This is a genomic window from Hymenobacter psoromatis, assembly GCA_001596155.1.
Classification (GTDB): domain Bacteria; phylum Bacteroidota; class Bacteroidia; order Cytophagales; family Hymenobacteraceae; genus Hymenobacter.
This window is the reverse complement of sequence record CP014771.1, coordinates 524,069-546,545: the sequence shown is the minus strand read 5'-3', so window position 1 is coordinate 546,545 and position 22,477 is coordinate 524,069. Positions and strand designations below refer to the sequence as shown.

Sequence of the window (22,477 nt, the reverse complement as noted above, 5' to 3'; positions counted from 1 at the left end):
TTAAATGTGTAAAAATTTAAATCTGAATGCAGTTGTCATTGCGAGCCTGCGAAGCAATCGCACCAGAACGATAAATGAACGACTGGCGCGGAGGTCGTGCGGGTGCGATTGCTTCGCGGGCTCGCAATGACAGACGACTTTACTCCCCCTACCGCCCCAGCAGCTCGCGCACTTTTTGCATGAGCTGGCGGGTGCTGAAGGGCTTGGGCACGTACATATCGGCACCGGCATCGTAGCCTTTCTGTACGTCGGCGGGCTGGCTTTTAGCCGAAAGGAGGATGACTTTGGTGGCCGCGCGGTCGGGGCGCTGGCGCAGTTGGCGGCACACCTGGTAGCCGTCCACGTCGGGCATCATCACGTCGAGCAGCACCAGGTCGTAGGGCGTGGCGAGGATGGCGGCCAGGGCCTCCGTGCCGTTGCGCGCAATGCCGACCTGGTAGCCATTCTTGCGCATCAAAAACTCCAGGGACATGACAATATTTGGCTCATCATCAACCAGTAAGATATGCGGCGTTTTCATAGTAAAGGCAACTTATGGCTTGGCCGCAGCAGCCAAGGGTTCTGGTGCGCGGGCGGGGGTAGGGACCGCGAGCGGCAGCTCCACGAAAAAACGGGCACCCTGGCCGGGGGCGCTCTCCACCCAGAGGCGGCCGCGGTGCAGCTCCACGATGTTGCGGCTAATGGCCAGGCCCAGGCCCGTGCCGGCGGGCTTGCGCATGGTCTGGTTGGGTGCCTGAAAAAACTTGTCGAAAATAAGGTGCTGCTCAGGCCGCGCGATGCCGTGGCCATTGTCTTCCACGCACATTATCAAAGCGTTGGCAACGGACCAGGCCCGCAGAGTGATGCGGCCGGTGCCATCGTCCGGGCAGGCTTTCACGGCGTTCGAGAGCAGGTTGATGAGCACCTGCATGAGGCGGTCGTGGTCGGCGGGCAGGGGGGGTAGGGCGGCCGGCACGTCGAGGCGCAGCGTGATGCCGCGCGCGCGGGCCAGCTGCTCCACGGCCTCGGCGGCCTCGCGGGCCACGTCGGCCAGCGCCAGCGGGGCGCGGCTCAGGGTGGCCTGGCCGCTTTCGTACTTTTCGAGGTCCAGCACCAGTGTAATGAGGCGGGTCAGGCGCTCGGCTTCACGGCCGATGGTGAGGTGGAAGCGCTGTTGCTCTTCTTCTTCTAAATTGGGGTTATCGGCCAGGATTTCGGCCAGCGCCCGGATGCTGGTGAGCGGCGTGCGCAGCTCATGCGTCACGGTGTACAGAAACTCATCCTTCTGCATAGCAAGAACTTGCAGCTGGTCGTAAGCCTGGCGCAGCTCGTCGGTGAGGCGCTGGAGTTGGCGGCTTTGCTTGTGCAGCTGGCGGTTGGCTTCGAGCAGTTGCTGGCTTTCTTTCAGAATGCCCACCACCTGGCCGTAGCTCACCTCCTCTACCCCCGCCACCGAAGCCAGCAGCAGGCGCGCCGAAGCCGGGCCGAGGGTGCCGGCCAGTAGCTTTTCGGCGTAGAGCAGCAGGCGCGGGTCGGCGGGTTCGGGGTGCCAGGTTTCGGGTTCCTGGCTGCTGGTTTCGGGTTCCTGATTTCGGGTTTCGGGCGCTTGCGCGGGCGAAAGGGGGGTAGGCGGCAAGGCATCGGGGAAGCGCTCGGCAAAGGCGCGCAGGGCTTGGTTGGTGCGCTTTTTTCCCAGGAAGCCCAGCAGCAGGGCGCGCACGTCGGGCAGCGGGGCGCGGCCGGGCCAGCCGCTCACTTCCTCGTCCAGGCTGCGGCGCTGAAACACGTCCACGAACACGTCGGCCTGGCGCAATTCGAGGGGGGTAGGCGGCACGGCCAACGACAGCCCCACGTAGCCCCCAATATTAAAAAACCAGCTCCAGAACAAGCCGTGCGAGAGATAATCGAGCCCTTCGAGGCCAAAGAGCGCGCCCGGCCGCAGCCAGCTTATTCCCCCTACCCCCTCGGTGAGCAGCGAAGCCGGCAGGCGGCCCGGCCCCACCAGCGTGGGCAGCACCAGCGTAAAAAACCAGATGCCGAAGCCCACCAGCAGCCCCAGCGTGGCCCCGCGCCGGGTGCCGCCCTTCCAGTAGAGGCCGCCCAGCACCACGGGCATAAACTGCGCCACCGCCGCGAACGACACCAGGCCGGTGTTGACCAGCGGCAGCTGCCGGCCCACCACGGCGTAGTAGCCGTAGGCCAGGGCCAGCACCGCCACCACGGCCAGCCGCCGGCTTTGCAGGGCCACGCGGCGCAGGTAGGCAAACCAGCGCTCCTGCACCGCGGGCCGGGCGGCCGGCACCCGCACCAGCCAGGGCATGAGCAGGTGGTTGCTGAGCATCACGCTCAGGGCAATGGTTTCGACGATAATCATGCTGCTGGCCGCCGACAGGCCCCCCACGTAGGTGAGCAGCGCCAGCCACGGGCGGCCCGCCGCCAGGGGCAGCGCCAGCACGAAGGTGTCGGCATCGAGGCCGCGCCCGCCCAGCTTCAGCATTCCGCCGAAGGCGATGGGTAGCACGAACACATTGATAATGAGTAAATAAAGCGGAAACAGCCACATGGCTTTGCGCAAGTGGTCCTCATTGGTGTTCTCCACCACGGCCACCTGAAACTGGCGCGGCAGCAGCAGCACCGCCGACATGCTGAGCACGAGCAGCGTGAGCCACTCGGCGCTGCCCGTGCCCGCGCCGCGCAGGGTGAAAAGCTGCCGCAACGCCGGCGCGGCCGCCGCCTGGTCGAAGAGGTCGGCGAAGCCGCCGAACAGGCCGTAGGTCACGAACAGGCCCACCAGCAAAAAGGCCAGCAGCTTCACCAGGCTTTCCAGGGCCACGGCCAGCACCATGCCCTCGTGGCGCTCGGTGGCCTCCACCGAGCGCACCCCAAACAGGATGGTGAACACCGCCAGCGTGCCTGCCGTGAACAGCGCCGGCCCGCTGGCCTGGCTGCTCCCCGCGCCGGTCAGCACCACGTAGGAGCTGGCGATGGCCTTGATTTGCAGGGCGATGTAGGGCACCACGCCCAGCACGCACCCCGCCGTGGCCAGCGCGCCCAGCGCCGCGCTCTTGCCGTAGCGGGCCGAAATAAAATCGGCGATGGAGGTGAGCCGCTGCTGCCGGCACACCCGGATGATTTTGCGCAGCACCAGCCACCAGGCCGGGGCCAGCAGCGCCGGCCCCAGGTAAATGCCCACGAAGCTGAGCCCCTGGTGCGCCGCCCGCCCCACCGAGCCGTAGTAGGCCCAGGCCGTGCAGTACACGGCCATGCTCAGGGCGTACACATACGGGTTGGCTACCAGACTCTTGCGCGCCGCCGACCGCCGCTCGGCCGCGTAGGCTACGCCGAAGAGCAGGGCCAGGTAGCCGAAGGAAAAGAATAAGACCAGAAACTTATTCAAGGGGTAGGGGGGGAATGGGCGATTGGGTGAATGAGTGAATGTTTGAGTAACTAATAACTAGGCGAATAACACGTGGGAAATGAAGCAGACGCAAGCCTTATTTTTCATTCACGCATTCACGCATTCACCCCCTGCCCCGCCGGGCCAGCCAGCCGGTGAGGACGATGAGCAGCGCCCAGGCCAGCAGCACGTAGAGGTATAGCAGTGGCACGCCCCCTACCCGCACGGGGCGGTCGAAGGCCCCGAGCAGGGGGTAGGTGAGCAGGAGCGTGAAAACGGCCGCCACGAACAGCAGGCGCGGGCCGCGCCGCGGCGGCCGGGCCACCTGCCCGGTCGGGGGGGGGTAGGGAGCAGGCATAAGTTGCGGGAATAGGATTGCGCGTCAACTTAAAAACCCGCCAAACAAATTGCCTGACGGGTTTTTATTTTAGGACCTAAGCAAGATACTACCAGTCAGAGGAAAAGCTGACAGCCAGGGGCCTACCCCCTAGCTATCCAGCAGCTTCACGTTGCGGGTGTCCTTCATCAGGGCCATGCCCACGAAGAAGCAGATGAGTGCGATAGTGACCGGATACACCAGGCCCAGCAGGCTGCTATGCTCCTTGGCAAACGTGCCGGCCGGCTGCGCGGCGGCCCACACGCCGATGCCGGTGGCGATGAGCGGCACAAAACCGCCAAATACGCCATTCCCAATGTGATAGGGCACCGAGAGCGAGGTGTAGCGCACGCTGGTCGGGAACAGTTCGACGAGGTAGGCGGCGATGGGGCCGTACACCATCGTCACAAAAAATACCAGCAGGAAGGTGAGCACCGTCATCATGAACACGTTGGGAGCCAGGGCTTTCATGACGGCCGGTATAGTCTTGCCGGCGGCATCCACGGTGGCGGGCGTGATTTCGGTGAGCGGCCCGGCGTAGGCTTTGATGCCGTAGAAGAGCGGAATGGTGAACAGCGCCCCGCAAATCATGCCCGTCATAATGATGCGCTTGCGGCCGATGCGGTCGGAAAGCGAGCCGAAATACACGAACAAGGGGGTAGCGAGCACCATCGCGATGACCAGGATGGTGCTGGAGTCCACGATGTCGAGCTTCAGGGTGCTATTCATAAAGGAATACGCTTGAAACTGCGAGGTGTAGAAAATGACCCCCTGGCCCATCGTGACCCCAAACAGGGCGATGAGCACCAGCCGGCGGTTCACGGGGTTCACGAACGAGTCGCGCAGCGGGCTTTTGCTGGTGGTGCCGGTGGCCTTGGCCCTGGCAAACAGCGGCGACTCGTGCAGGCGCTTGCGGATGTAGTAGGAGGCAATGACCAGCAGGCCCGAGAGCAGAAACGGAATGCGCCAGCCCCAGTCCTTGAAGGCGGCCTCGCCCATAAACTTGCGGGTAAGCACCAGCACGCTGATGCTAAGAATAAAGCCCCCGGTGGCCGTAATCTGGATGAAGCTGGTGTAGTAGCCGCGCTTTTTGTCGGGGGCATACTCGGCCACGTAGGTGGCCGCGCCGCCGTATTCGCCGCCCAGCGCCAGGCCCTGCAACAGGCGCAGCAGCACCACGATAATGGGGGCCGCGATGCCAATGGAATCGTAGCTCGGGATGAGGCCCGTCACGAACGTGGCCCCGCCCATGAGCAGCAGCGTCACCAGAAACGTGTACTTGCGGCCAATCATGTCGCCGATGCGGCCGAAGAACATCGCCCCGAACGGCCGCACCACGAAGCCGGCCCCAAACACGGCCAGCGCGCCCAGCAGTGTATCCTCAATCTTGCCGGAATGCCCAAACAGCACCGGCCCGATGATGGCCGCCAGCGAGCCGAAAATATAAAAGTCGTACCACTCGATGACCGTGCCCACCGACGAGGCCGTAATCACCTGCCAGATGGTTTTGGAATCGACCTGGTTGTTGTCGTGCGCGACCGGCGCATCCAAGTCGGCCGCGTAAACAGGAGTTGGGGTTGGATTCATAAAAGAGGGGGTGGGAAATAGTGGCTGGCAAAGAGCAGTAGCGAGAAGCTGCTAATCAATACGGACTGATTAGCAGCCTCTCGCTCCCCGGCGGGCTACAAGAAAACCTGCGTTTGCAGGGTTATTTCGGGGCGGTATTTCACGTCGTTGACGTTCGTGAAATCGGGCCGGAAGCGGTAGTTGAGCGTCACCTTGGCATTGTGGCCATCGAGCAGCAGGTTTGCGCCCAGGTCGGTGATGTTCACGCCCCGCGTGCTACCGTCGCTGGTTTTCAGGCCCTCGTAGCTGGCGTGCTGGTAGGCCACGTAGGGCTGGAGCCGGGCCTTGGCACCGAGCGTGTTTTTGGGCAGCAGCAGGCCCACTTGCCCGTAGAACACGCCCCCCGTGCCCGACTGCGGCACGGCGTTGCCGCGCAGCGCGCTGGTGCCGTAGCCGGGGTTTTCGGCCCCCACGAAGCGCGCGTAGTTCGGCCCCATGTTGAAGTTGTAGTATACGCCGTAGAGCGTGAGGGCCGTGCGCGAGGCCGTGTCAATCGGGGCGTCATAAAAGGCATCGAAGCCCAGCAGCACCATGTCGTGCTTGGTAGTGCCGATGGTGCCAAACGGGTCGGCCGCGACGGCCGCCGTCAGTGGCACCGCGCTACCGGCCGCGCGCGAATACATAGCATCCTTATTATATAAAAAGCCCGTGCCGATGCTCAACACCCGCTTGGTACCCAGGTAAGTGCCCTGCGTGTAGGGCAGCAGGTTGGCCTCGGGCTCCAGGAAGTTGTAGCTGAAGTAGCCCTGGTACACGTGGTTGGTATTCTGTGGGTTGTAGTTGGCCACGCCCGTGCCGGTGCTCATGGCCGGCGAGGTGGCCGTGGCCGCCGTGGTGGTGCCCAGGCTAAGCGGCGTGCTGGTCAGGTTGGTCAAAAAGGCATCATCCATTGCCACGCGGTAGTCAAACTTGCCGATGCGGCCCTTGGCATAGACGCCCAGCCAGCGCGCAAACTGGTCGGTCTGGTCGATGGTGGGGAAGTTGGTCAGCGGCAGGTCCAGCGGCAAAATGCTGGTGGTGCTAGCACTGGTGATGCGCGAAATGCCGTTGTAGTAGTGCAGGCCCGCGCCCAGGCTCAGGTATTTGTTCACCTTGTACTCCGTCACGGCTTCGTGAATGAAGAGCTGCGGCTTCTTGCCATCAACGGCCGGACTTACGCCGCCGCTCACCGCGTTCTGGTTGTTGATACCCAAATGGGTATAAACCAGAAAGCGGGGGTTGAGCTGGGCCATTATTACCATGCGCGAGCGCCGGATGCCGAAGTCTACCTGGCTCGACTTGGGCGTGCCGGGCGCGCGCAGCGTGCCCGTATTGTTCTCCGTGTAGCGCGTGTACGCCTGGGTCCAGAGTAGAATTCGCACGTATTTTGAGCCGTCCGGCGAGAGGTTCATCTTGAGGCCGCCGCCGTAGGGGGCTGACTTGACCGGAGCGGGTGGGGCTACGGGCGCAACCGGGGCCGCTGGGGGCGGCGAGGGGGCGTTGCCGGCGGGCGGGGGCTGCACCTGCGCCATAACGCCGGAGGCGGCGAGTAGCGCGCTCAAAGTCAATGCGTAGCGAATAGGCTGCATATGCACGGGTGGGAATAGGAGTGAGTAAGAAATGGGAAATGAGTGCCCGCTACCAGCGCGGCCCAATGAATTATCCAAACCTAGTCATTCCCGGCCCGCCCGCTGCTTCCTAGCTATAGTACTGGAAAGCCGCTATAGCTTTAGCCCGCCCGAAACCGCTCCCAGCGTATCATCATGTACTTATCGCCCAGCTCCGTCACGACCAGGCCGGCGCTTTTCAGGTTTTCCGGCTTCTGAAAGAATTCGGCCAGCTCCTTCTGGTTGAGGATTTTATACGTGGGGTGGTAGTCGGTCTGCCGGGGCGCTTTCACGCCGTATTTCTTCACCCAGTTCATCACGCTCACGTGGCTCACGCCCAACAAGCGCTCAATTTCGCGGTAGCCCACGCCCTCGATATATAGCTGCAACGCCTTCACCACGTAGTACGGATTCACCTCGCGCCCCACCTTCGCCACGGTGTAGTGGTAGCCGCAGCCTTTGCAACGAAAGCGCTGGCGCTCATTGACTACCCCGCTCTTGGTAGCTTCCTTGGATTCGCATTTGGGGCAGATAGGGGCAGTCATGGAGCGGCGAGTTGAGGTAAAACGATAGGTAATCAGCAAATGTATACTGATTTAGCAAGAAACCCTGCTTTTCCCGGCCGCCTACCCCTTGTTAGTCATCTGGTTATACTTCTTCCGAAGTGGGTTACAAAAACGAGTAGGGTGCGGGGCTGGTCCCCGCCCGTCGTGGCCCGAGTCGTGTACTAATCGGGCCACGACGGGCGGGGACCAGCCCCGCACCCTACTCCGGGAGGAGTATAGAGCCGCCGGAGCCACCCGCAACAGGAGCAGGAATAGTGAACAGGGCACCCGCAGGCCCCTCATCGCCTCAAAGCCAGGTAGCTTTGAGGCGCTTATTTCCCCTACCCCCCCATGCCCGCCCCTACCCCCGCCTACCGCACCATCGCGCCCACCGACCTGCCCCCAAACGATTTTTACCAGTTTCTGATTAGCGCGGTGGCCCCGCGGCCCATTGCCTTTGCCAGCACCATATCGGCGGCGGGGGCGGTGAACCTGAGCCCGTACAGCTTCTTCAACGTGATGAGCATGGACCCGCCGATGCTGGTGTTTTCGCCCACCAGCCGGGGCCGCGACAACTCCGAAAAAGACACGCTGCGCAACGTGCGCGAGGTGCCCGAGGTCGTCATCAATATTTGCGACTACCCCCTGGTGGAGCAGCTGTCGCTGGCCAGCGCCGAGTATCCGGCCGGCGTCAATGAGTTCACCAAGGCCGGCCTCACGGAGGCCAAGTCGGACCGCGTGCGGCCGCCGCGCGTGGCCGAGTGCCCGGTCGCCTTCGAGTGCGTGGTGGAGCAGATTATTGCCCTCGGCGACGGCCCTGGGCACGGCAATCTAGTGCTGTGCCGCGTAGTGCAGGCGCATTTTCGGGCGGATATTTTGCTGGCGGGCAAGCCGGGCATCGACCCGCACAAGTTTGAGGCGGTGTCGCGGCTGGGCGGCGACTGGTATAGCCGCCTGCGGCCCTCAACCCTGTTTACCGTGGCGCGCCCCAACCGCCAGCTGGGCATCGGATTCGACGAGCTGCCGGCCCACATTCGCCATAGCAACGTGCTGACCGGCAACGACCTGGCCCGGCTCGCCAATACCGAGCGCGCTGCTCTCCCTACCCCCGCCCAGGTGGCCGAAGTCCGGCACGAGCCGCAGGTGGCGCAGCTGCTCGCCACCTACCCCGATGACCCGTCCGCGCTACGCCACCAGCTGGCCCTGCTGGCCCGCCAGTGGCTGCAAGAAGGCCGCGTGGCCGAGGCCTGGCGGGTGCTATTACAGCCTCAGTAAACGACTATGGACCAGTTGCTTTCTAAAAAAGAGCCCCGACCATTAGCTGGCCGGGGCTCTTTAAGAAATTCAGCTGGCCTTTCAGGTCCGTTAGCTAAGCGTTGGGGGCTGCGGGTTGGCACTGTTGGCTGGGGTAGGAAGTGACGATTCTGTCCCTGCCGCGGTGCCAGGCATCTTGCTTACTCTACTACCAGACGGCTAAACCGAGACCCTTGGCGCACGATGTAGACCCCGCCGGCCAGGCCAGCAGGCAGTGCCAGCTCGACCGAGCCAGTGGCGTCGGTGGTAGCGGTGGCTACTACCCGGCCCAGGCCATCGAGGAGCTGCACCTTGGTGTTGGGCGTGGCATTCTGGAGGCGCGTGGTGGTGTGGGCGGGGTTAGGGTATAATACCAGGCTCGCCGCGGCCGGGGCCAGCTCCACGGTGCGTACCGCCGAGTAGCTGGCAACTCCGCTGGCGTCGGTTTTGCGCACGCGGTAGTAGAGCGTAGTGGCGGCGGTGGGCAATTGGCTGTCGGTCAGGCCAAAGCTTTTGGCGGCCGCGGTAGTACCCGTGGCGGGTCCTACCCCCCTGAACGTGCTGCCATCGCTACTGCGCTCTACCTGGTACTGCGCGTTGCTTGTCTGGGGTGCGGCACTCCAGGCCAGGGCCACCGCGGCGCTGCTGGCGCTGGCCGTAGCCGTGAAGGCCGTGAGCGAGGCCGAGTTGGCCGCTGCCGCCGGCGCGTCAGCAAACCAGGCGGTGCGCTCAGTGGTGCCGAGCAAGCCGCTGTACACGGCCAGCGCGCCCATCTCCCCGCTCAGCGCATTTTTGCCGCCCGCGTAGCTGCCTTGCTCCAGGTCCAGCACCGGGTTGTCGCCCACCCAGGGCAGGGCAGTCAGGGTAACCCGATATGCCTCAGCGTTATTCGCATATACTACCATCTGCCGCGTGCTCGCCTCAAAGGTGAAGATGAGGCGCGTCAGCCCTTTCTTGTCCAGGTCCACCGGCGTTGCGTAGTTGCCGCTCTTGTCAAACACCTGCAGCTTGGTCGAGTTCTGAAACCAGATGCTGAAATCCGGCCCCACCGATAGCACCGAGTTGGCTCCCTTGTAGAGCAGGCCCAGGTCCACCACGATGGAGGCGTCGGCGTTGGCGGCCAGCGCGCCCACGGTGGTCAGGCTCTGCGTCCAGCCCTTGCGGCCGGGGTCAAAAAGGGCCACTTGCCGGCCGTTGTCGCTGCTCAGCAGCGGGCCATCCTGGCCCGGCGTCACGGTGGCCACGCGGCCTTGCCCGCTCTGGTCCAGGCGCTGCTGGATGTCGCCGCTGCCGTTTGTTACGTAGTCGCCCGTGCCCGTGCCGTATTGCACCCGCAGGTTGGCCGTGCTGATGGGGGTAGGCGTGGTCGTGACAGGAGTTGTGGTAGGAGTCGTGGTGGCCGCCGGCGCGTCAGCAAACCAGGCGGTGCGCTCAGTGGTGCCGAGCAAGCCGCTGTACACGGCCAGCGCGCCCATCTCCCCGCTCAGCGCATTTTTGCCGCCCGCGTAGCTGCCTTGCTCCAGGTCCAGCACCGGGTTGTCGCCCACCCAGGGCAGGGCAGTCAGGGTAACCCGATATGCCTCAGCGTTATTCGCATATACTACCATCTGCCGCGTGCTCGCCTCAAAGGTGAAGATGAGGCGCGTCAGCCCTTTCTTGTCCAGGTCCACCGGCGTCGTGTAGTTGCCGCTCTTGTCAAACACCTGCAGCTTGGTCGAGTTCTGAAACCAGATGCTGAAATCCGGCCCCACCGATAGCACCGAGTTGGCTCCCTTGTAGAGCAGGCCCAGGTCCACCACGATGGAGGCGTCGGCGTTGGCGGCCAGCGCGCCCACGGTGGTCAGGCTCTGCGTCCAGCCCTTGCGGCCGGGGTCAAAAAGGGCCACTTGCCGGCCGTTGTCGCTGCTCAGCAGCGGGCCATCCTGGCCCGGCGTCACGGTGGCCACGCGGCCTTGCCCGCTCTGGTCCAGGCGCTGCTGGATGTCGCCGCTGCCGTTTGTTACGTAGTCGCTCGTGCTCGTGCCGTATTGCACCCGCAGGCTAGTGCCCGCCGGTACCGGCGTTGGAGTGGCAGGAGTAGTTGGGGTAGTTGGAGTAGGGGTAGGAGTTGTTGAGGCAGGGGCAGTAGGAGTTTTAGCCGCCACGCCCCCTGGCACCGCGATACCCGGCAGCACAAACGTGGCCGGAATAATGCCATTGCGGGAGCCGCTGAAGCCGTCGGCCGCGCAGTGGGCCGGAATCTGGTTGCCCGCGTCGGTCAGATGCAGGCCGTCGGGCGAGTAGCCATATTTCGGGTCCATGCCGAGTTGAGTCAGGTAGGGGCTACTCTTGGCATCGAGCAGCATATCGCAGAATGACGACCAGTTGGCGCGGTACAGGTCATTAATGGCGTCGATTTCGGCATTATACTGCGCGTCCTGGGTAGGGTAGCAGGTTACTACTGCCACCTTCACGCCCTGCGACCGCCAGTACTGAGCCCAGGCCGCCATCTTACTATACACTTGCTGCGCGGGGTTGGCCTGGAAAATCTGGTTGGTCGTTTCCTGGAGCACAATCCATTCCTCGCCGTAGTTGCCGGTATGAAAAAGCGGCGCTACTTCCGTGGCGTCGCTCAAGCGCAGGTAATCGATAGTAGCGCCGTCATGGCTGCGGTTTTGCCACACGTAGCCGCTGCCCAGCAGAGCGGCCGCCTCGTCAGGCCACGCGCCAGTGCTTTGGCTACCAATGGGGCTGACGTTACCCGTAGTGAGGGCGCCGTAGGCCTGCGAGTTACCCCGCACCACCACCAGCACTTGCCCGCCGTTCTTGGTTTTAGCCCCGCCGACAGCCGAACCGGCCGGGGTTGTTAACCGCGCCGGGTCCGGGCGCTCGCTGGCTTTGGGTTGCGCGGTGCGCAGTGGGCCAGTAGCCCACGTCGCGCCCGCCAAAGCTGGGTTTTCGGCCGCTGCCACCCCCGTTGCGGGAGGTGCTTTAGCCCAGCTTGGCCCGGTCGAAACCAGCCCCAGCCACAGCCAATAAATCACCCATGACTTTAGTTTATCGCTAAAAAAATGATTACCCCTCATAAGCTGATTGGTTAAAATATTAAAAAAATTTATACTAAGCGTTTATGGCCTAGTTATTGCGAAGATATGCCCCCATTTTTTTAAGCAATGGTATTCATAAAACATTCACATTATATAACAAGTAGTTAGCAAACGTATGGCGGAGCTTAAAAATAAACTAGCTGAACTAGTAATTCAACCTGACCCCTGATTTTCAGGCAGTTATTGCCACGCAGCGAGGTGATGCTATTTTTCACAAAAAAATTCTATTTATTCCCTGCCCCTCCCCAAACCACCGGCCTCGGGGCAATGCCGTCGGGGTGTAGGCGCGGCGGGCCGCCGCGCTAGGTCCAGCTGGCTCACCATCGCAAAAAGCAGGAAGGGACCCCGAAGCACTGCGCTTCGGGGTCCCTTCCTAGTAGCAAGTAAAAAGTGAGGCTGCGCGCCTAGTTCCGCACCGCAATCAGCAGCCCTAATTCCTTGTAGCGCATGTTAAATTTCTTAGCGATGGCTGCGTTGGTGAGCGAGCCTTTGTAGATGTACACGCCGCTGCGGAAGTGCTCGTTAGTGAAAAGCGCCTCGTTAATGCCGCCCTGCTGGCTGATGTCTTGCAGGATGGGCGTGAAGATGTTGCTGAGCGCGTTGGTGGCGGTGCGCGGCACGCGCGAGGCGATGTTGGGCACGCAGTAATGCACCACGTCGTACTTGCGAAAAACCGGCTTGCTGTGGCTGGTCAGCTCGCTGGTTTCGAAGCAGCCGCCCTGGTCAATGCTGATGTCGATGATGACGGAGCCAGCCGCCATGCTGGCCACCATCTGCTCGGGCACCATGAATGGAATGCGGCCTTCCTCCACCGCGAGCGCGCCAATCACCACGTCGGCCCGCCGAATCTGCTGGCTCAGGGCGGAAGTATCGAGGGTGCTGGTGTAGAGCTGCGCGCCCAGATTGTGCTTGAGGCGGCGCAGCTTATAGAGGTGGTTATCAAATACTTTGACCTCCGCACCCAGGCCAATGGCGGCGCGGGCGGCGTACTCGGCCACCGTGCCCGCGCCCAGAATCACGACCTGCGACGGCGGCACGCCCGTGATGCCGCCCAAAATAATGCCCTTGCCCTCGTTGGAGCGCGCCAGGTATTCGGCGGCCACCAGCATCACCGTGGAGCCCGCGATTTCGCTCATGGCGCGCACCACCGGGCGGGCGCCGCTGGGGTCCTTTATCAACTCAAAGCCAATGGCGTTGACCTTTTTGCGGGCCAGGGCATTGATAAACTCGGGCGTCATGGTGCCCATTTGCAGGGCCGAGATGAGCGTTTGGCCGGCGCGCATCAGCTCAATCTCCTCCAGCACGGGCGGGGCCACTTTCAGGATAATATCGGCCTTGTACACTTCCTCCGTGGAGTAGGCGATGGTGGCGCCCGCTTCCGAATAGTCGTGGTCGGAGTACTTGCTGGGTTCGCCGGCACCGCTTTCCAGCATCACTTCGTGGCCTTCCGTAACGAGGTGGTGCACGGCCTCGGGCGTGAGGCCCAGGCGGTTTTCCTGGAGCGAGGTTTCCTTGGGCAGGCCGATAAACAGCTTGCGCTTGCGCGTTTCCACGGCCAGCATCGACTCCTGGGTGAAGTAGGCGCGGCTCGTGGCCAGCGCGCCAAAGCCGGAGGGTAGCTGTTCGGCCATAACTTTTTCAGTTATCAAGTAGAAGTGAGCAAGCAGCAGTCGCAGAGCCCGTTGCCAGGCGCTTCCCTGCTAACTACCTATTCACTAGCCAAACTGATACCTGTTAATTAATAATGGATAATTGAATTTCTCTTGATTCGGGGCCGGTTACGGTCAGCTGCACCAGCAGTCGCTGCGGGGGTAGCAGGCCGGCCACCCGGCTGGGCCATTCTACCAAGCAAAGATACCCCGAATCGAAGTACTCTGCCACGCCCAGGCGAGCGGCTTCGTCCTCCGAATCGAGGCGGTAGAAGTCGAAATGATAGAGGGGCTCGCCCCTACCCCCCCGGTATTCGTTGACGAGCGCGAAGGTGGGGCTGCTCACCTCGTCGCCTACCCCCAATTCGGCGCACAACGCCCGGATGAGCGTGGTTTTGCCCGCACCCATCTCGCCCTCAAAGGCCACGATGGTTTGGCCCGACCCGGCCAGGGCCGTGGCCAGCTGCCGCGCGGCCGTGGGCAGCGCGGCAAGGGTAGGGATTGCAAGGGTTAAGGGGAGCATATTTCCCAAATTATAGCGCACAAAAAAAGTTTGCCCTTGCGAGCATATTGCGCGGCAATGACAAACGACGGACTTTAATGCATCCGGTCGTCGCGCACGGGCAGGCCGACCACGATTTCACCTTCTATTTTGAGCAATTCCTGCAAGCGGGCATCGACCTCGGCGGGGTCGCAGTACTCTTTGGCCAGGTCCACGTAGCTCACGAAATGGCTGGCCTCGCTGGCCATTAGCTCGTAGTAAAACTGGCTCAGCTCGGGGTCGCGGTCCTGCAGGTGCAGCCACAGCAGCTTGAAGCGTTCGCAGGAGCGCGCCTCGATGAGCGACGACACCAGGAGCTGGTCCAGGAGCTGGCGCTCGCGCGGGCCGCCCTTGCGGATGTGCGCCATGAGCTGCACCACGTACTCGTCGCGCCGGGGGCGGCCCAGGGCCAGCCCCCGCTTGCGCAGCTCCTTCACTACCCGGTCAAAATGCGCCCATTCTTCGGCCACTAAAGCCGTTAGCTCCTCCACCAGGCGCTCCTTCTCGGGGTAATGCACGATGAGCGAGATGCCGGTGCTGGCCGCTTTCTGCTCGCAGTAGGCGTGGTCCACGAGGATTTCTTCGAGGTTTTTGCTGGCCAGGTCGGCCCAGCGCGGGTCGGAGTTGAGCCTAAGCTTTAGAATGGTTTTCATAAATCGCGGATTTAGCGGATGGCGCGGATTCGGACGGCGCGGGGTGGCGCGGGTCCGGCGGGGGCTTGCCTTCGCCTGCGTGAGAGGGGGGGGTAGGGAATGGGCGGGTGAGCGTAACAAGCAACGAGCACGAATGGGCCGGAAGAACGAACATAACGGCAACGCACTACCCCGACCAAATCCGCGAAATCCGCGCCATCCGCGAAAATCCGCGATTAGCTGAAGAACCGCCAGCGCACGCCAAACAGCAAGCGGCGGGGGTAGCCCGTGTAGTAGGGCGTCACGAAGTAGCCGTCGCTGACGAGGCCCTGGTTGATGTAGGCGACCTTTATAAAAATCGATGCTGTGCTGATGTCGGCGGCCACGAAGAGGTTGGCCACCGCGAAGTTTTGCATCGTGAAGCTGTTCTGCACGTAAAATTGCTGAGTGCTCGGCGCGTAGCCATAGCCCTGAAAGCGAGACTGATAGTAGAGCTCGGCACCCACCTGCGCAAACAGCGCGTGCCCAAACACCCGGCGCTGGTAATACACCCGCGACTCGGTGACGAGCGACGGCACGCGCAGGCCGGGGTTACTGGGGCCGGCACCCTGCGTGTAGGTGCCCTGATTGTCAAAAAACACGCTGCCCACCCGGAAGCGGTGGCGCGCAAAGCCGATAAGCAGCTGCTGGCCCTGGCTGCCCCCCAGCTGCTGGGGGGTGCCGTCGGGCCCGTAGTACACCAGGTTATTGAGTCTGACGCCCGCCGCGCTCAGCTCGATGCTGTGGTCGGCCAGCAGGGGTAGGCGCTGCTTGAGGCGCACCGTAAGCTGCTGGCTAGTAGTATTTTTGAAGATGCTCGTCCAGTCGCTGGTGCTTTGCACATTGCTCCACTGGTAGTTATTGCCCACGAAAACCCGCTGCGTGATGGTGGGCGAATACGAGTTGAGCAGCAGCTCGGCCGAGAGCGGGCCGGTGCGGATGCGGCCCCGCAGCCAGTACTCGGCGGTTTCGGTGCCGATGAACCGCACGGTTGTCCCATCGAGCGGCAGGTACTCGCCGGCCACCTCCACGGCGTAGATAGTGCGGTAGTTAAAAGAAGCCGTGCCGCCCACGAACAGCTGATTGAAGTGGTGCGGTGCCGCCAGCGAATCCCCCGGCGCTAAGTCGCTGCCCACCCTGACCAGGCGCAGCCCCGGCCCCGAGCGCCCGGCCGGGGTGGTCAGGGCCGAAAAGCTGGAATTGCGGTAGCGGGCATACACGTTGTACTCGATGCGGTCGGTGCGGCCGAGCAGGCCGAAGGTATTTTCTACCTGCCGGTAGGTGGCGCGGTCGTCGGTGGCGGTAGTGTTGCGGTACGTTCCTTGCGCCAGGCCCGTGGCAGGGTAAAAGAGCAAGCGGCCGAGCGAATCGCGGGGTAGCGCGTTGTCGGTGTAGCCGTTATACTGCCGCCGCACGTCGAGGATGTGGTAGGCGGTAAAGCCTTTAGTAAGAAGCCGGTACGACTGAAACAGGTGAAACTGGTCGCGGTCGTCGATGTTGACGCCCGGCGAGAGATACACCCGTTCCCCGCTATAATTGAACAAGCTGGTAACTCCTTGCAGATTGTTTACCTGCTCCTTAGCAGTGGGCCAGATGCCGCCTAGCTCGCGGGTACGCTGCCGGCTGGCCGAGTAGTTGACGAGCAGGTGGTAGCGGCCGTCTTCGGTCTGAAAGCGGCTGTAGATGGTAAAGTTGTTGTGCTCGGTCTGCCACTGCGACGAGCCCACGCCCAGCACCTGGTTGCCGGCAATGCGCTCATAATCAATGCCAATACTAAAGTTTTTCTTCAGCGAGCGGCTGTAACTGATTTCAAACACCTGCTCGCCGGCCGAGCCCTGCACGTAGCGAAAAAATGAGTAGGGCGAGCGGCTGTCGTAGTAGGGCACCAGACTGCCATCCAGCGTGTTGCGGTCAAACGCATTGCGCCCGAAGCGCGCCCCGAGCTGGTAGTTGGGCTGGTAGAGCAGCGGCCGCGAAGCCGAGCCCAGCACGCCCAAATCCTGCTGAAACGTGGTGTCGTGCGCCCAAAACCGCGACTGCGGCCACTGCGTGAGGGTGCTGTCGATGAGGGTGCCGCCCGTGGAGTCGCGCAGCACCTCGGCCTCGTAGATGACGCGGGTCGTTTTGGGACCGTACACCACTTTGGTCGAGTCGTCGATAATCTGGGCGCGGCCGGCCAGCGGCGCGCCCAGCACCAGGGCCAGCAGCAGCGTCAGCCAGCCAGCAGCATTTTTAAGAGAAACCATGCAGGGAAAAAACACTCAGGAAGAAAGCCCACGCGCGCGGCTCTTTAAGGGGCAAAGGTACTAGCGCCCGGCCGGCCCGGTGGCAGCTGCCACCGCCGCCGTGAGCCGCGCCGCGCCAGTGCCCAGCAACGCGACCCGCACCGGAATCGTGTACACGGGCAGCCCAGCCAGCGCGGCGGCCAGGGCCGGCGCTTGCAGGCGCGTCGCATCTTTCTCGGTAGTAAAAATAACCTGGCCCGGCTGCCAGCGCGCCCGCACCGCCGCCAGGTCGGCCAGGGTAAAGGCGTGGTGGTCGGGGAAAACGTGCTCCGCCACCAGCTGGTAGCCCTGGGCCAGCAGTTGCGCCCGCAGCGGCCCCGGCTGCGCAATGCCGGTGAGCAGCGCCATCGGGCCGCCGGGGGGGGGTAGGACCTGCGCCCGCGCCGCGGCCGTGAGCGGCACCGGCGCGCCATACTCATAGGCCGAAAACAGCACCGGCACGCCGGGCCGGGCGTAGCGCCGCACCTGGGCCTCGGCGGCCGCCTGGGCCGCGGCGGGCAGGTCGGGTGGGCATTTGGTCACGATAACCACGTCGGCGCGGGCGGCCCCGACGCGGGTTTCGCGCAGGCGGCCAGCGGGCAGCACGTGGTCGGTATAAAAGGGCCGCGCCAGCTCAGTGAGCAAAATGTTGAGGGTAGGACGCACGCGGCGGTGCTGGTAGGCATCGTCCAGCACCACGCACGTCAGGTCGGGGTGGTGCCAGCGCAGCAGGTCGAGGCCCCGCTGGCGGTTTTCGGCCACGGCCACGGGCACGTTTTGGCCCCCAAATTCTTCGAAATACTGCCAGGGCTCGTCGCCCACGGTGGCGGCCGAGTCGGCGGCCGTGGCCAGGCGCGGGCCGGCAGTTTGGCGGCCGTAGCCCCGGCTCAGGATGGCCGGGCGCTGGCCCTGGCGCAGCAATTCGGCCACCAGCCAGGCCACGTGGGGCGTTTTGCCGGTGCCGCCCACCCGCAGATTCCCTACCCCCAGCAGGGGGACCCAACCCGGTGCCGAGCGCTTCCAGCCGTGGTCGTAGAGCCAGTTGCGCACCGCCAGCACGGCGGCGTAGAGCCAGGAAAATGGCAGCAGGGCTGTTTGTTTCTTGTTTTTTACTCTTCGTTTTTCGTCGTCAGCCTGCATGGAGTCAAAGGTCGGAAATTTAAATTGGCACCGGCAACGAGAAACGGAGAACAAAAAACGAGAAACTCCGACCTTTGCGCCATGTCTGATTTCCCCGCCCGCCTGCTCCAGCTGCTCGCCACTTTTCCCCTACCCCCCGCCCCGCTGCCGGGGTCGGTGGTGGTGCGCAACTCGTTTCACGAACCGGAGGTACGGGCCATTCTCAGCGAGTTTGCCCAAAAATTTTACACCGCGGATACCCAGCGGGTGGGTGTTTTTGGCATTAATCCCGGTCGTTTTGGCGGTGGGCGCACGGGCGTGGCCTTCACCGACCCGGTGGCGCTTAGCGCCGAGTGCGGCATTGCCCACGACTTGCCCAAGCAGCGCCGCGAGCTGTCGAGCGAGTTTGTGTATCATTTTATTACCGAGCTGGGCGGGCCGGCCGCGTTCTACGAGCACTTTTTCCTCAGCTCGGTGTATCCACTTGAATTGACGCACGCGAGCAAGAATTACAATTATTACGACGCGCCGGCCCTCACCAAAGCCCTGTGGCCCGACATGCGCCGCTCACTCACCGAGCAAACCGAGCGCCTGCATCTGCGCCGCGACGTGGCCGTGAGCCTGGGCCGCCGCAACGGCGAGTTTTTGCGCCGGCTCAACGACGAGCTGGGCTTATTCGAGCGCCTGGAAATCCTCGACCACCCGCGCTTCCTGATGCAATACCGCCGCAAAGCGCTGGCTGAGAACGTGGCGCGCTACGTGGAAGTGCTGGGCGGATTATTAAAATAAAAGCCCCGTTTGTCATTGCGAGCGCAGCGCGGCAATGACAATATCTCAACAATTTTAACTAAACCTAACGTGCCTACCGTCCAAGACCTGGCCCGCGCCCTCGAAGCCGCCGCGCCCCTCGCCTACCAGGAAAGCTACGACAATGCCGGGCTGCAATGCGGCCTGCCCGAAGCCGAAATCACCGGCGTGCTCATCGCCCTCGACTGCACGCCGGCCGTGGTGGCCGAGGCGGCGCGGCGCGGCTGCAATGTGGTGGTGTGCCATCACCCGGTTATCTTTCGGCCGCTCAAGCGCCTCACGGGCAAGGGTTTGGTGGAGCAAACCATCATGGCCGCGCTCAAGGCCGACGTAGCCATCTACGCCGCCCACACCAACCTCGACAACGTGCGCCAGGGCGTGAACGCCAAGCTGGCCGAAAAGCTGGGCCTGGTGAATACGCGCATTCTGGTGCCCCAAACCGGCACGCTGGCCCGCCTCAGCACCTACGTGCCCGGCCCGCCCGCTTATGCTGATGCGGCCGATAAGGTGCTGGCCGCGCTCCACGCCGCCGGCACGGGCCAGATAGGCAATTATACGGATTGTAGCTTTCAAAGCCAGGGCTTGGGCACTTTTACGCCGGGCGCGGGCACCCGGCCGGCCATCGGGACCGAAAACCAGGCCGAGCGCGTGGCCGAAACCCGGCTCGAAGTGCTGCTACCCCTGCACCGGCAGGCGGCCGTGCTGGCCGCTCTGCGCCAGGCGCATCCCTACGAAGAAGTTGCCTATGAGCTGATTAAGCTCGAAAATCAGCACCAGGAAGTGGGTGCGGGCCTGGTGGGCGAGCTGCCGCAGGCCCTACCCCCCGCCGAATTCCGCAAGCGCCTGAAAGAGGTGCTGGGCGTGCCGGTGGTGCGCCACACGGCGTTTGAAAAAGACATCAAGAAGGTGGCGCTGTGCGGCGGCGCGGGCAGCTTTTTGACCGGCGCGGCGGTGGCGGTCGGGGCCGATGCCTACGTGACGGGCGACGTGAAGTACCACGAGTTTTTCGCGCCCGAGGGCCAGCTGCTGCTCTGCGACGTGGGCCACTTTGAGAGTGAGCAGTTTACGAACGAGATTTTTCGCGATTTGCTGCTGGCGGCGTTCGGTCGTACTTTTGCGGTCTTATTCGCCGATACCCCCACGAATCCCGTTCAGTATGACTGCTAATTCCGCCGCCGTGGCAAATCCGGCCGACGCGCCCGTTTCCGCCAAGCTCGAAGCGTTACTCAACCTGCAACGCATTGATTCCCAACTTGATGAAATTCGCCGCGTGCGCGGTGACCTGCCCGAAGAAGTTCGCGACCTTGAAGATGAAATTGCTGGCTACGAAGCCCGCGTAAAGCGTTTCGACGACGAAATCAGCGGTTTGCAAGACCAAATCAAGCAGCGCAAAGCCGCTACTAAAGAAGCCGAAGGCCTCATCAAGCGCTACGAAGAGCAGCAAACCAACGTCCGCAACAACCGGGAGTACGAGGCCATTGCCAAAGAAGTGGAGCTGCAGCGCCTCGAAATTCAGATTTCGGACAAGAAAATCAAGGAAGCGCAATACCTCATCGACCAGCGCAACACCGAGGCCAACGTGACGCGCCTGCGCCTTGATGAGCGCCGCAAGGACCTCGACACCAAAAAGAGCGAGCTCGACACCATCGTGGCCGAAAATGAGGCTGAGGAAAAGCAGCTCGTGAGCGAGCGCGAAGGAGCCGTGGCGCCCATTGAAGCCCGCCTGGTTTCGGCCTACGACCGCATTCGGGGCAACATGCGCAACCGCCTGGCGGTGGTGCTGGTGCGCCGCGACGCCTGCGGCGGCTGCTTCAACACGGTGCCCCCGCAGCGCCAGGCCGACATTATTTCGCACAAGAAAATTATCGTGTGCGAGCACTGCGGCCGTATTTTGGCCGACGTGGAAGGCAAGCCGGTTGTGGCGTAAGCTTTTGTGTATCAATTAAAAAAAGGAACGGCCGTGGTCGTTCCTTTTTTTATAGCTCCTGATTTCGTGCTGGAAGTTACCGCAGAGGTGCGCAGAAAAATTCGCCGGGGTGCGCTGAGCGCGGTAGTGAGCGTGCTTGGCTTCGGCGCGCCGGGAGGGGGTAGGGCGCAGCCGCCGCAAGCAGTGGCCCAACCGGCGAGCGCGGCGGCTGAAACGCTGTCGCCGGGTGCCCGGCGCGCCTACGCCGAGCTGCTGAAACTGAAAGCAACGGCCTGCCGCCAGCTGCTGGCCCCCGAGCCGGCCGGCGCGCCCGGCACGCTGCTGGTGGCCGATTGCGCCGATTTTACGGAGCTGATTATCAGCCAGGACGCCAGCCGTTTCGACGCCGCCGTGGCTGCTCAGGATGCGCGCCTGGCCGCGCTGGGGCGCGAGGCGGCCGGCCCGCTGCGCGACTACGCGCTGATTGAAATCCGGCTGCACCAGGCGCTGGCGCAGCTGGTGTTTCACCACGAGGTGCGCGGCGCCTGGAACCTGCGCCAAACGGCCCTGCTGGCGCAGGCGGCGGCCCGGCGCTACCCAACTTTTTTGCCGGTGAGCAAGACGCTGGGCCTGTGCCAGTTCGGCATTGGTTCGCTGCCCGAGGGCTACCACTGGCTTTTGCGGCTGCTGGGCCTGAGCGGCAGCGTGGAAGCGGGTTTGCAGAACCTGAGCCGCGCCGCCGCGCAGCCCAACGACTTTCAAACCGAAAGTCAGATTTTGCTGGCCCTCATCCGGGAGGCGTACTATAAAAAGGGGGATGAAAGCCTGGCGCTCACCAGCCGGCTGGCCCGCGAGCAGCCCGACAATCTGTTGTTCAGCTACCTGGTTATCAGCCTCAACAAGCGCCAGCACCGTGGCGAAGAGGCACTGGCAGCCTACCGCGCCCGGCCCACCGGCCCGGCCTACCTGCCGCTGGCCTACCTGCACCACCTGGAGGCCGACCTGCTGCTGTATCGGGGCGACTACGCCGGCTCGACGGCCGAAAACCAGCAGTTTTTGCGCGATTACCGGGGTGAGTATTACCGCAAGGACGCCGCTTTTAAGCTCTACCTGGCCGCGTGGCTGGGCGGCGCGCCGGCCGCCACCGCCGAGCGCTACCGCCAGCAAATCAACCTCGCCGGCCCGCTCGCGATTGAGGAAGATGGGTATGCCCAGCGGTTTTACCACGATGCGCAGCTGCTCAACCCCATCCTCACCCGCGCCCGCCTGCTCACCGATGGCGGCTATTATGAGCCGGCGCTCGGGGTGTTGCAGCAGTTTCGGCTAGTGGCCGTTACCCCCCCCCGCGACCGTCTCGAAGCGCCCTACCGCCGGGCCCGCGTGTGGCAGGGCCTGGGCCGCCTCGACTCGGCCCGCGCCGACTACCAGCGTACGCTGCGCCGCTCGGCCGCGCTGGGCGAGCCGGCCTATTATTTCGCGCCGCAGGCAGCTTTGCAACTCGGTTACCTGGCGCTGGCGGCGGGCCAGCGGGCGGCGGCCAAAGGCTATTTCGAGCAGGCGCTGGCCTACCCCCGGCACGAGTATAAAAACAGCACCGACCAGAAAGCCAAACTGGCCCTGCGTGGGTTGTAA

General features: G+C 63.3%; 17 protein-coding genes. 5 read left to right on the top strand and 12 right to left on the bottom strand.

Annotation, left to right across the window (positions count from 1 at the left end; genetic code table 11):
* Positions 1-148: 148 nt before the first annotated feature.
* The 6 genes from A0257_02420 to A0257_02395 all read right to left on the bottom strand — a co-directional run bounded on the left by A0257_02420 (position 149) and on the right by A0257_02395 (position 7,509).
* Positions 149-520 carry a transcriptional regulator gene (locus A0257_02420; protein AMR26064.1) on the bottom strand — a complete coding sequence of 124 codons (372 nt, stop codon included), beginning with the start codon at positions 518-520 and terminating at the stop codon, positions 149-151.
* Between the two features lie 12 nt (positions 521-532).
* Positions 533-3,376, bottom strand: a complete 2,844-nt coding sequence (locus tag A0257_02415) for a histidine kinase (protein ID AMR26063.1) — start codon at positions 3,374-3,376, stop codon at positions 533-535.
* 124 nt (positions 3,377-3,500) lie between these two features.
* Positions 3,501-3,734 carry a hypothetical protein gene (locus tag A0257_02410; GenBank protein AMR26062.1) on the bottom strand — a complete coding sequence of 78 codons (234 nt, stop codon included), beginning with the start codon at positions 3,732-3,734 and terminating at the stop codon, positions 3,501-3,503.
* A gap of 129 nt (positions 3,735-3,863) precedes the next feature.
* Positions 3,864-5,303: an MFS transporter gene (locus tag A0257_02405; protein AMR26061.1), complete on the bottom strand. Its 1,440-nt coding sequence runs from the start codon at positions 5,301-5,303 to the stop codon at positions 3,864-3,866.
* A gap of 131 nt (positions 5,304-5,434) precedes the next feature.
* On the bottom strand, positions 5,435-6,925 hold the full coding sequence (locus A0257_02400; GenBank protein ID AMR29591.1) for a hypothetical protein: 1,491 nt from the start codon (positions 6,923-6,925) through the stop codon (positions 5,435-5,437).
* A 161-nt stretch (positions 6,926-7,086) separates the two neighbouring features.
* Positions 7,087-7,509, bottom strand: coding sequence for a transposase (locus A0257_02395; protein ID AMR26060.1), 423 nt, complete (start codon positions 7,507-7,509; stop codon positions 7,087-7,089).
* A gap of 351 nt (positions 7,510-7,860) precedes the next feature.
* Between A0257_02395 and A0257_02390 the strand changes: the two genes are divergently transcribed.
* Positions 7,861-8,784, top strand: coding sequence for a flavin reductase (locus tag A0257_02390; GenBank protein ID AMR26059.1), 924 nt, complete (start codon positions 7,861-7,863; stop codon positions 8,782-8,784).
* 179 nt (positions 8,785-8,963) lie between these two features.
* Here the strand turns inward: A0257_02390 and A0257_02385 are convergent, their stop codons facing one another.
* From A0257_02385 to A0257_02360, 6 genes are all read right to left on the bottom strand, one after another.
* On the bottom strand, positions 8,964-11,825 hold the full coding sequence (locus tag A0257_02385; protein AMR26058.1) for a hypothetical protein: 2,862 nt from the start codon (positions 11,823-11,825) through the stop codon (positions 8,964-8,966).
* Between the two features lie 467 nt (positions 11,826-12,292).
* Positions 12,293-13,519, bottom strand: coding sequence for an alanine dehydrogenase (locus A0257_02380; protein AMR26057.1), 1,227 nt, complete (start codon positions 13,517-13,519; stop codon positions 12,293-12,295).
* A 103-nt stretch (positions 13,520-13,622) separates the two neighbouring features.
* Positions 13,623-14,060 (bottom strand): tRNA threonylcarbamoyladenosine biosynthesis protein TsaE, encoded by a 438-nt coding sequence (locus A0257_02375; protein AMR26056.1) that lies wholly within the window; start codon positions 14,058-14,060, stop codon positions 13,623-13,625.
* A 74-nt stretch (positions 14,061-14,134) separates the two neighbouring features.
* Positions 14,135-14,731: a tRNA hydroxylase gene (locus tag A0257_02370; GenBank protein AMR26055.1), complete on the bottom strand. Its 597-nt coding sequence runs from the start codon at positions 14,729-14,731 to the stop codon at positions 14,135-14,137.
* 215 nt (positions 14,732-14,946) lie between these two features.
* On the bottom strand, positions 14,947-16,995 hold the full coding sequence (locus A0257_02365) for a hypothetical protein (GenBank protein AMR26054.1): 2,049 nt from the start codon (positions 16,993-16,995) through the stop codon (positions 14,947-14,949).
* 60 nt (positions 16,996-17,055) lie between these two features.
* Positions 17,056-18,153, bottom strand: a complete 1,098-nt coding sequence (locus tag A0257_02360; protein AMR26053.1) for a hypothetical protein — start codon at positions 18,151-18,153, stop codon at positions 17,056-17,058.
* 81 nt (positions 18,154-18,234) lie between these two features.
* On the opposite strand from A0257_02360, the gene A0257_02355 reads away from it, so the two are divergent.
* The 4 genes from A0257_02355 to A0257_02340 all read left to right on the top strand — a co-directional run bounded on the left by A0257_02355 (position 18,235) and on the right by A0257_02340 (position 22,477).
* Positions 18,235-18,921: a hypothetical protein gene (locus tag A0257_02355; GenBank protein AMR26052.1), complete on the top strand. Its 687-nt coding sequence runs from the start codon at positions 18,235-18,237 to the stop codon at positions 18,919-18,921.
* Positions 18,922-18,990: 69 nt separating this feature from the next.
* The gene (locus A0257_02350) at positions 18,991-20,106 is read left to right on the top strand and encodes a Nif3-like dinuclear metal center hexameric protein (protein AMR26051.1); all 1,116 of its coding nucleotides are present in this window, start codon (positions 18,991-18,993) and stop codon (positions 20,104-20,106) included.
* Entirely contained in the window at positions 20,096-20,866 is a 771-nt protein-coding gene (locus tag A0257_02345) for a hypothetical protein (protein AMR26050.1), read from the top strand. Before A0257_02350 ends, A0257_02345 begins: the two co-directional genes overlap by 11 nt.
* A 216-nt stretch (positions 20,867-21,082) precedes the next feature.
* Entirely contained in the window at positions 21,083-22,477 is a 1,395-nt protein-coding gene (locus A0257_02340) for a hypothetical protein (protein AMR29590.1), read from the top strand.

Bases quoted from the DNA above. Each gene is read 5' to 3' on its own strand.
- A0257_02420 (AMR26064.1), bottom strand. From the start codon at position 520: ATGAAAACGCCGCATATCTTACTGGTTGATGATGAGCCAAATATTGTC.
- A0257_02410 (AMR26062.1), bottom strand. From the start codon at position 3,734: ATGCCTGCTCCCTACCCCCCCCCGACCGGGCAGGTGGCCCGGCCGCCG.
- A0257_02395 (AMR26060.1), bottom strand. From the start codon at position 7,509: ATGACTGCCCCTATCTGCCCCAAATGCGAATCCAAGGAAGCTACCAAG.
- A0257_02390 (AMR26059.1), top strand. From the start codon at position 7,861: ATGCCCGCCCCTACCCCCGCCTACCGCACCATCGCGCCCACCGACCTG.
- A0257_02380 (AMR26057.1), bottom strand. From the start codon at position 13,519: ATGGCCGAACAGCTACCCTCCGGCTTTGGCGCGCTGGCCACGAGCCGC.
- A0257_02375 (AMR26056.1), bottom strand. From the start codon at position 14,060: ATGCTCCCCTTAACCCTTGCAATCCCTACCCTTGCCGCGCTGCCCACG.
- A0257_02370 (AMR26055.1), bottom strand. From the start codon at position 14,731: ATGAAAACCATTCTAAAGCTTAGGCTCAACTCCGACCCGCGCTGGGCC.
- A0257_02365 (AMR26054.1), bottom strand. From the start codon at position 16,995: ATGGTTTCTCTTAAAAATGCTGCTGGCTGGCTGACGCTGCTGCTGGCC.
- A0257_02360 (AMR26053.1), bottom strand. From the start codon at position 18,153: ATGCAGGCTGACGACGAAAAACGAAGAGTAAAAAACAAGAAACAAACA.
- A0257_02355 (AMR26052.1), top strand. From the start codon at position 18,235: ATGTCTGATTTCCCCGCCCGCCTGCTCCAGCTGCTCGCCACTTTTCCC.
- A0257_02345 (AMR26050.1), top strand. From the start codon at position 20,096: ATGACTGCTAATTCCGCCGCCGTGGCAAATCCGGCCGACGCGCCCGTT.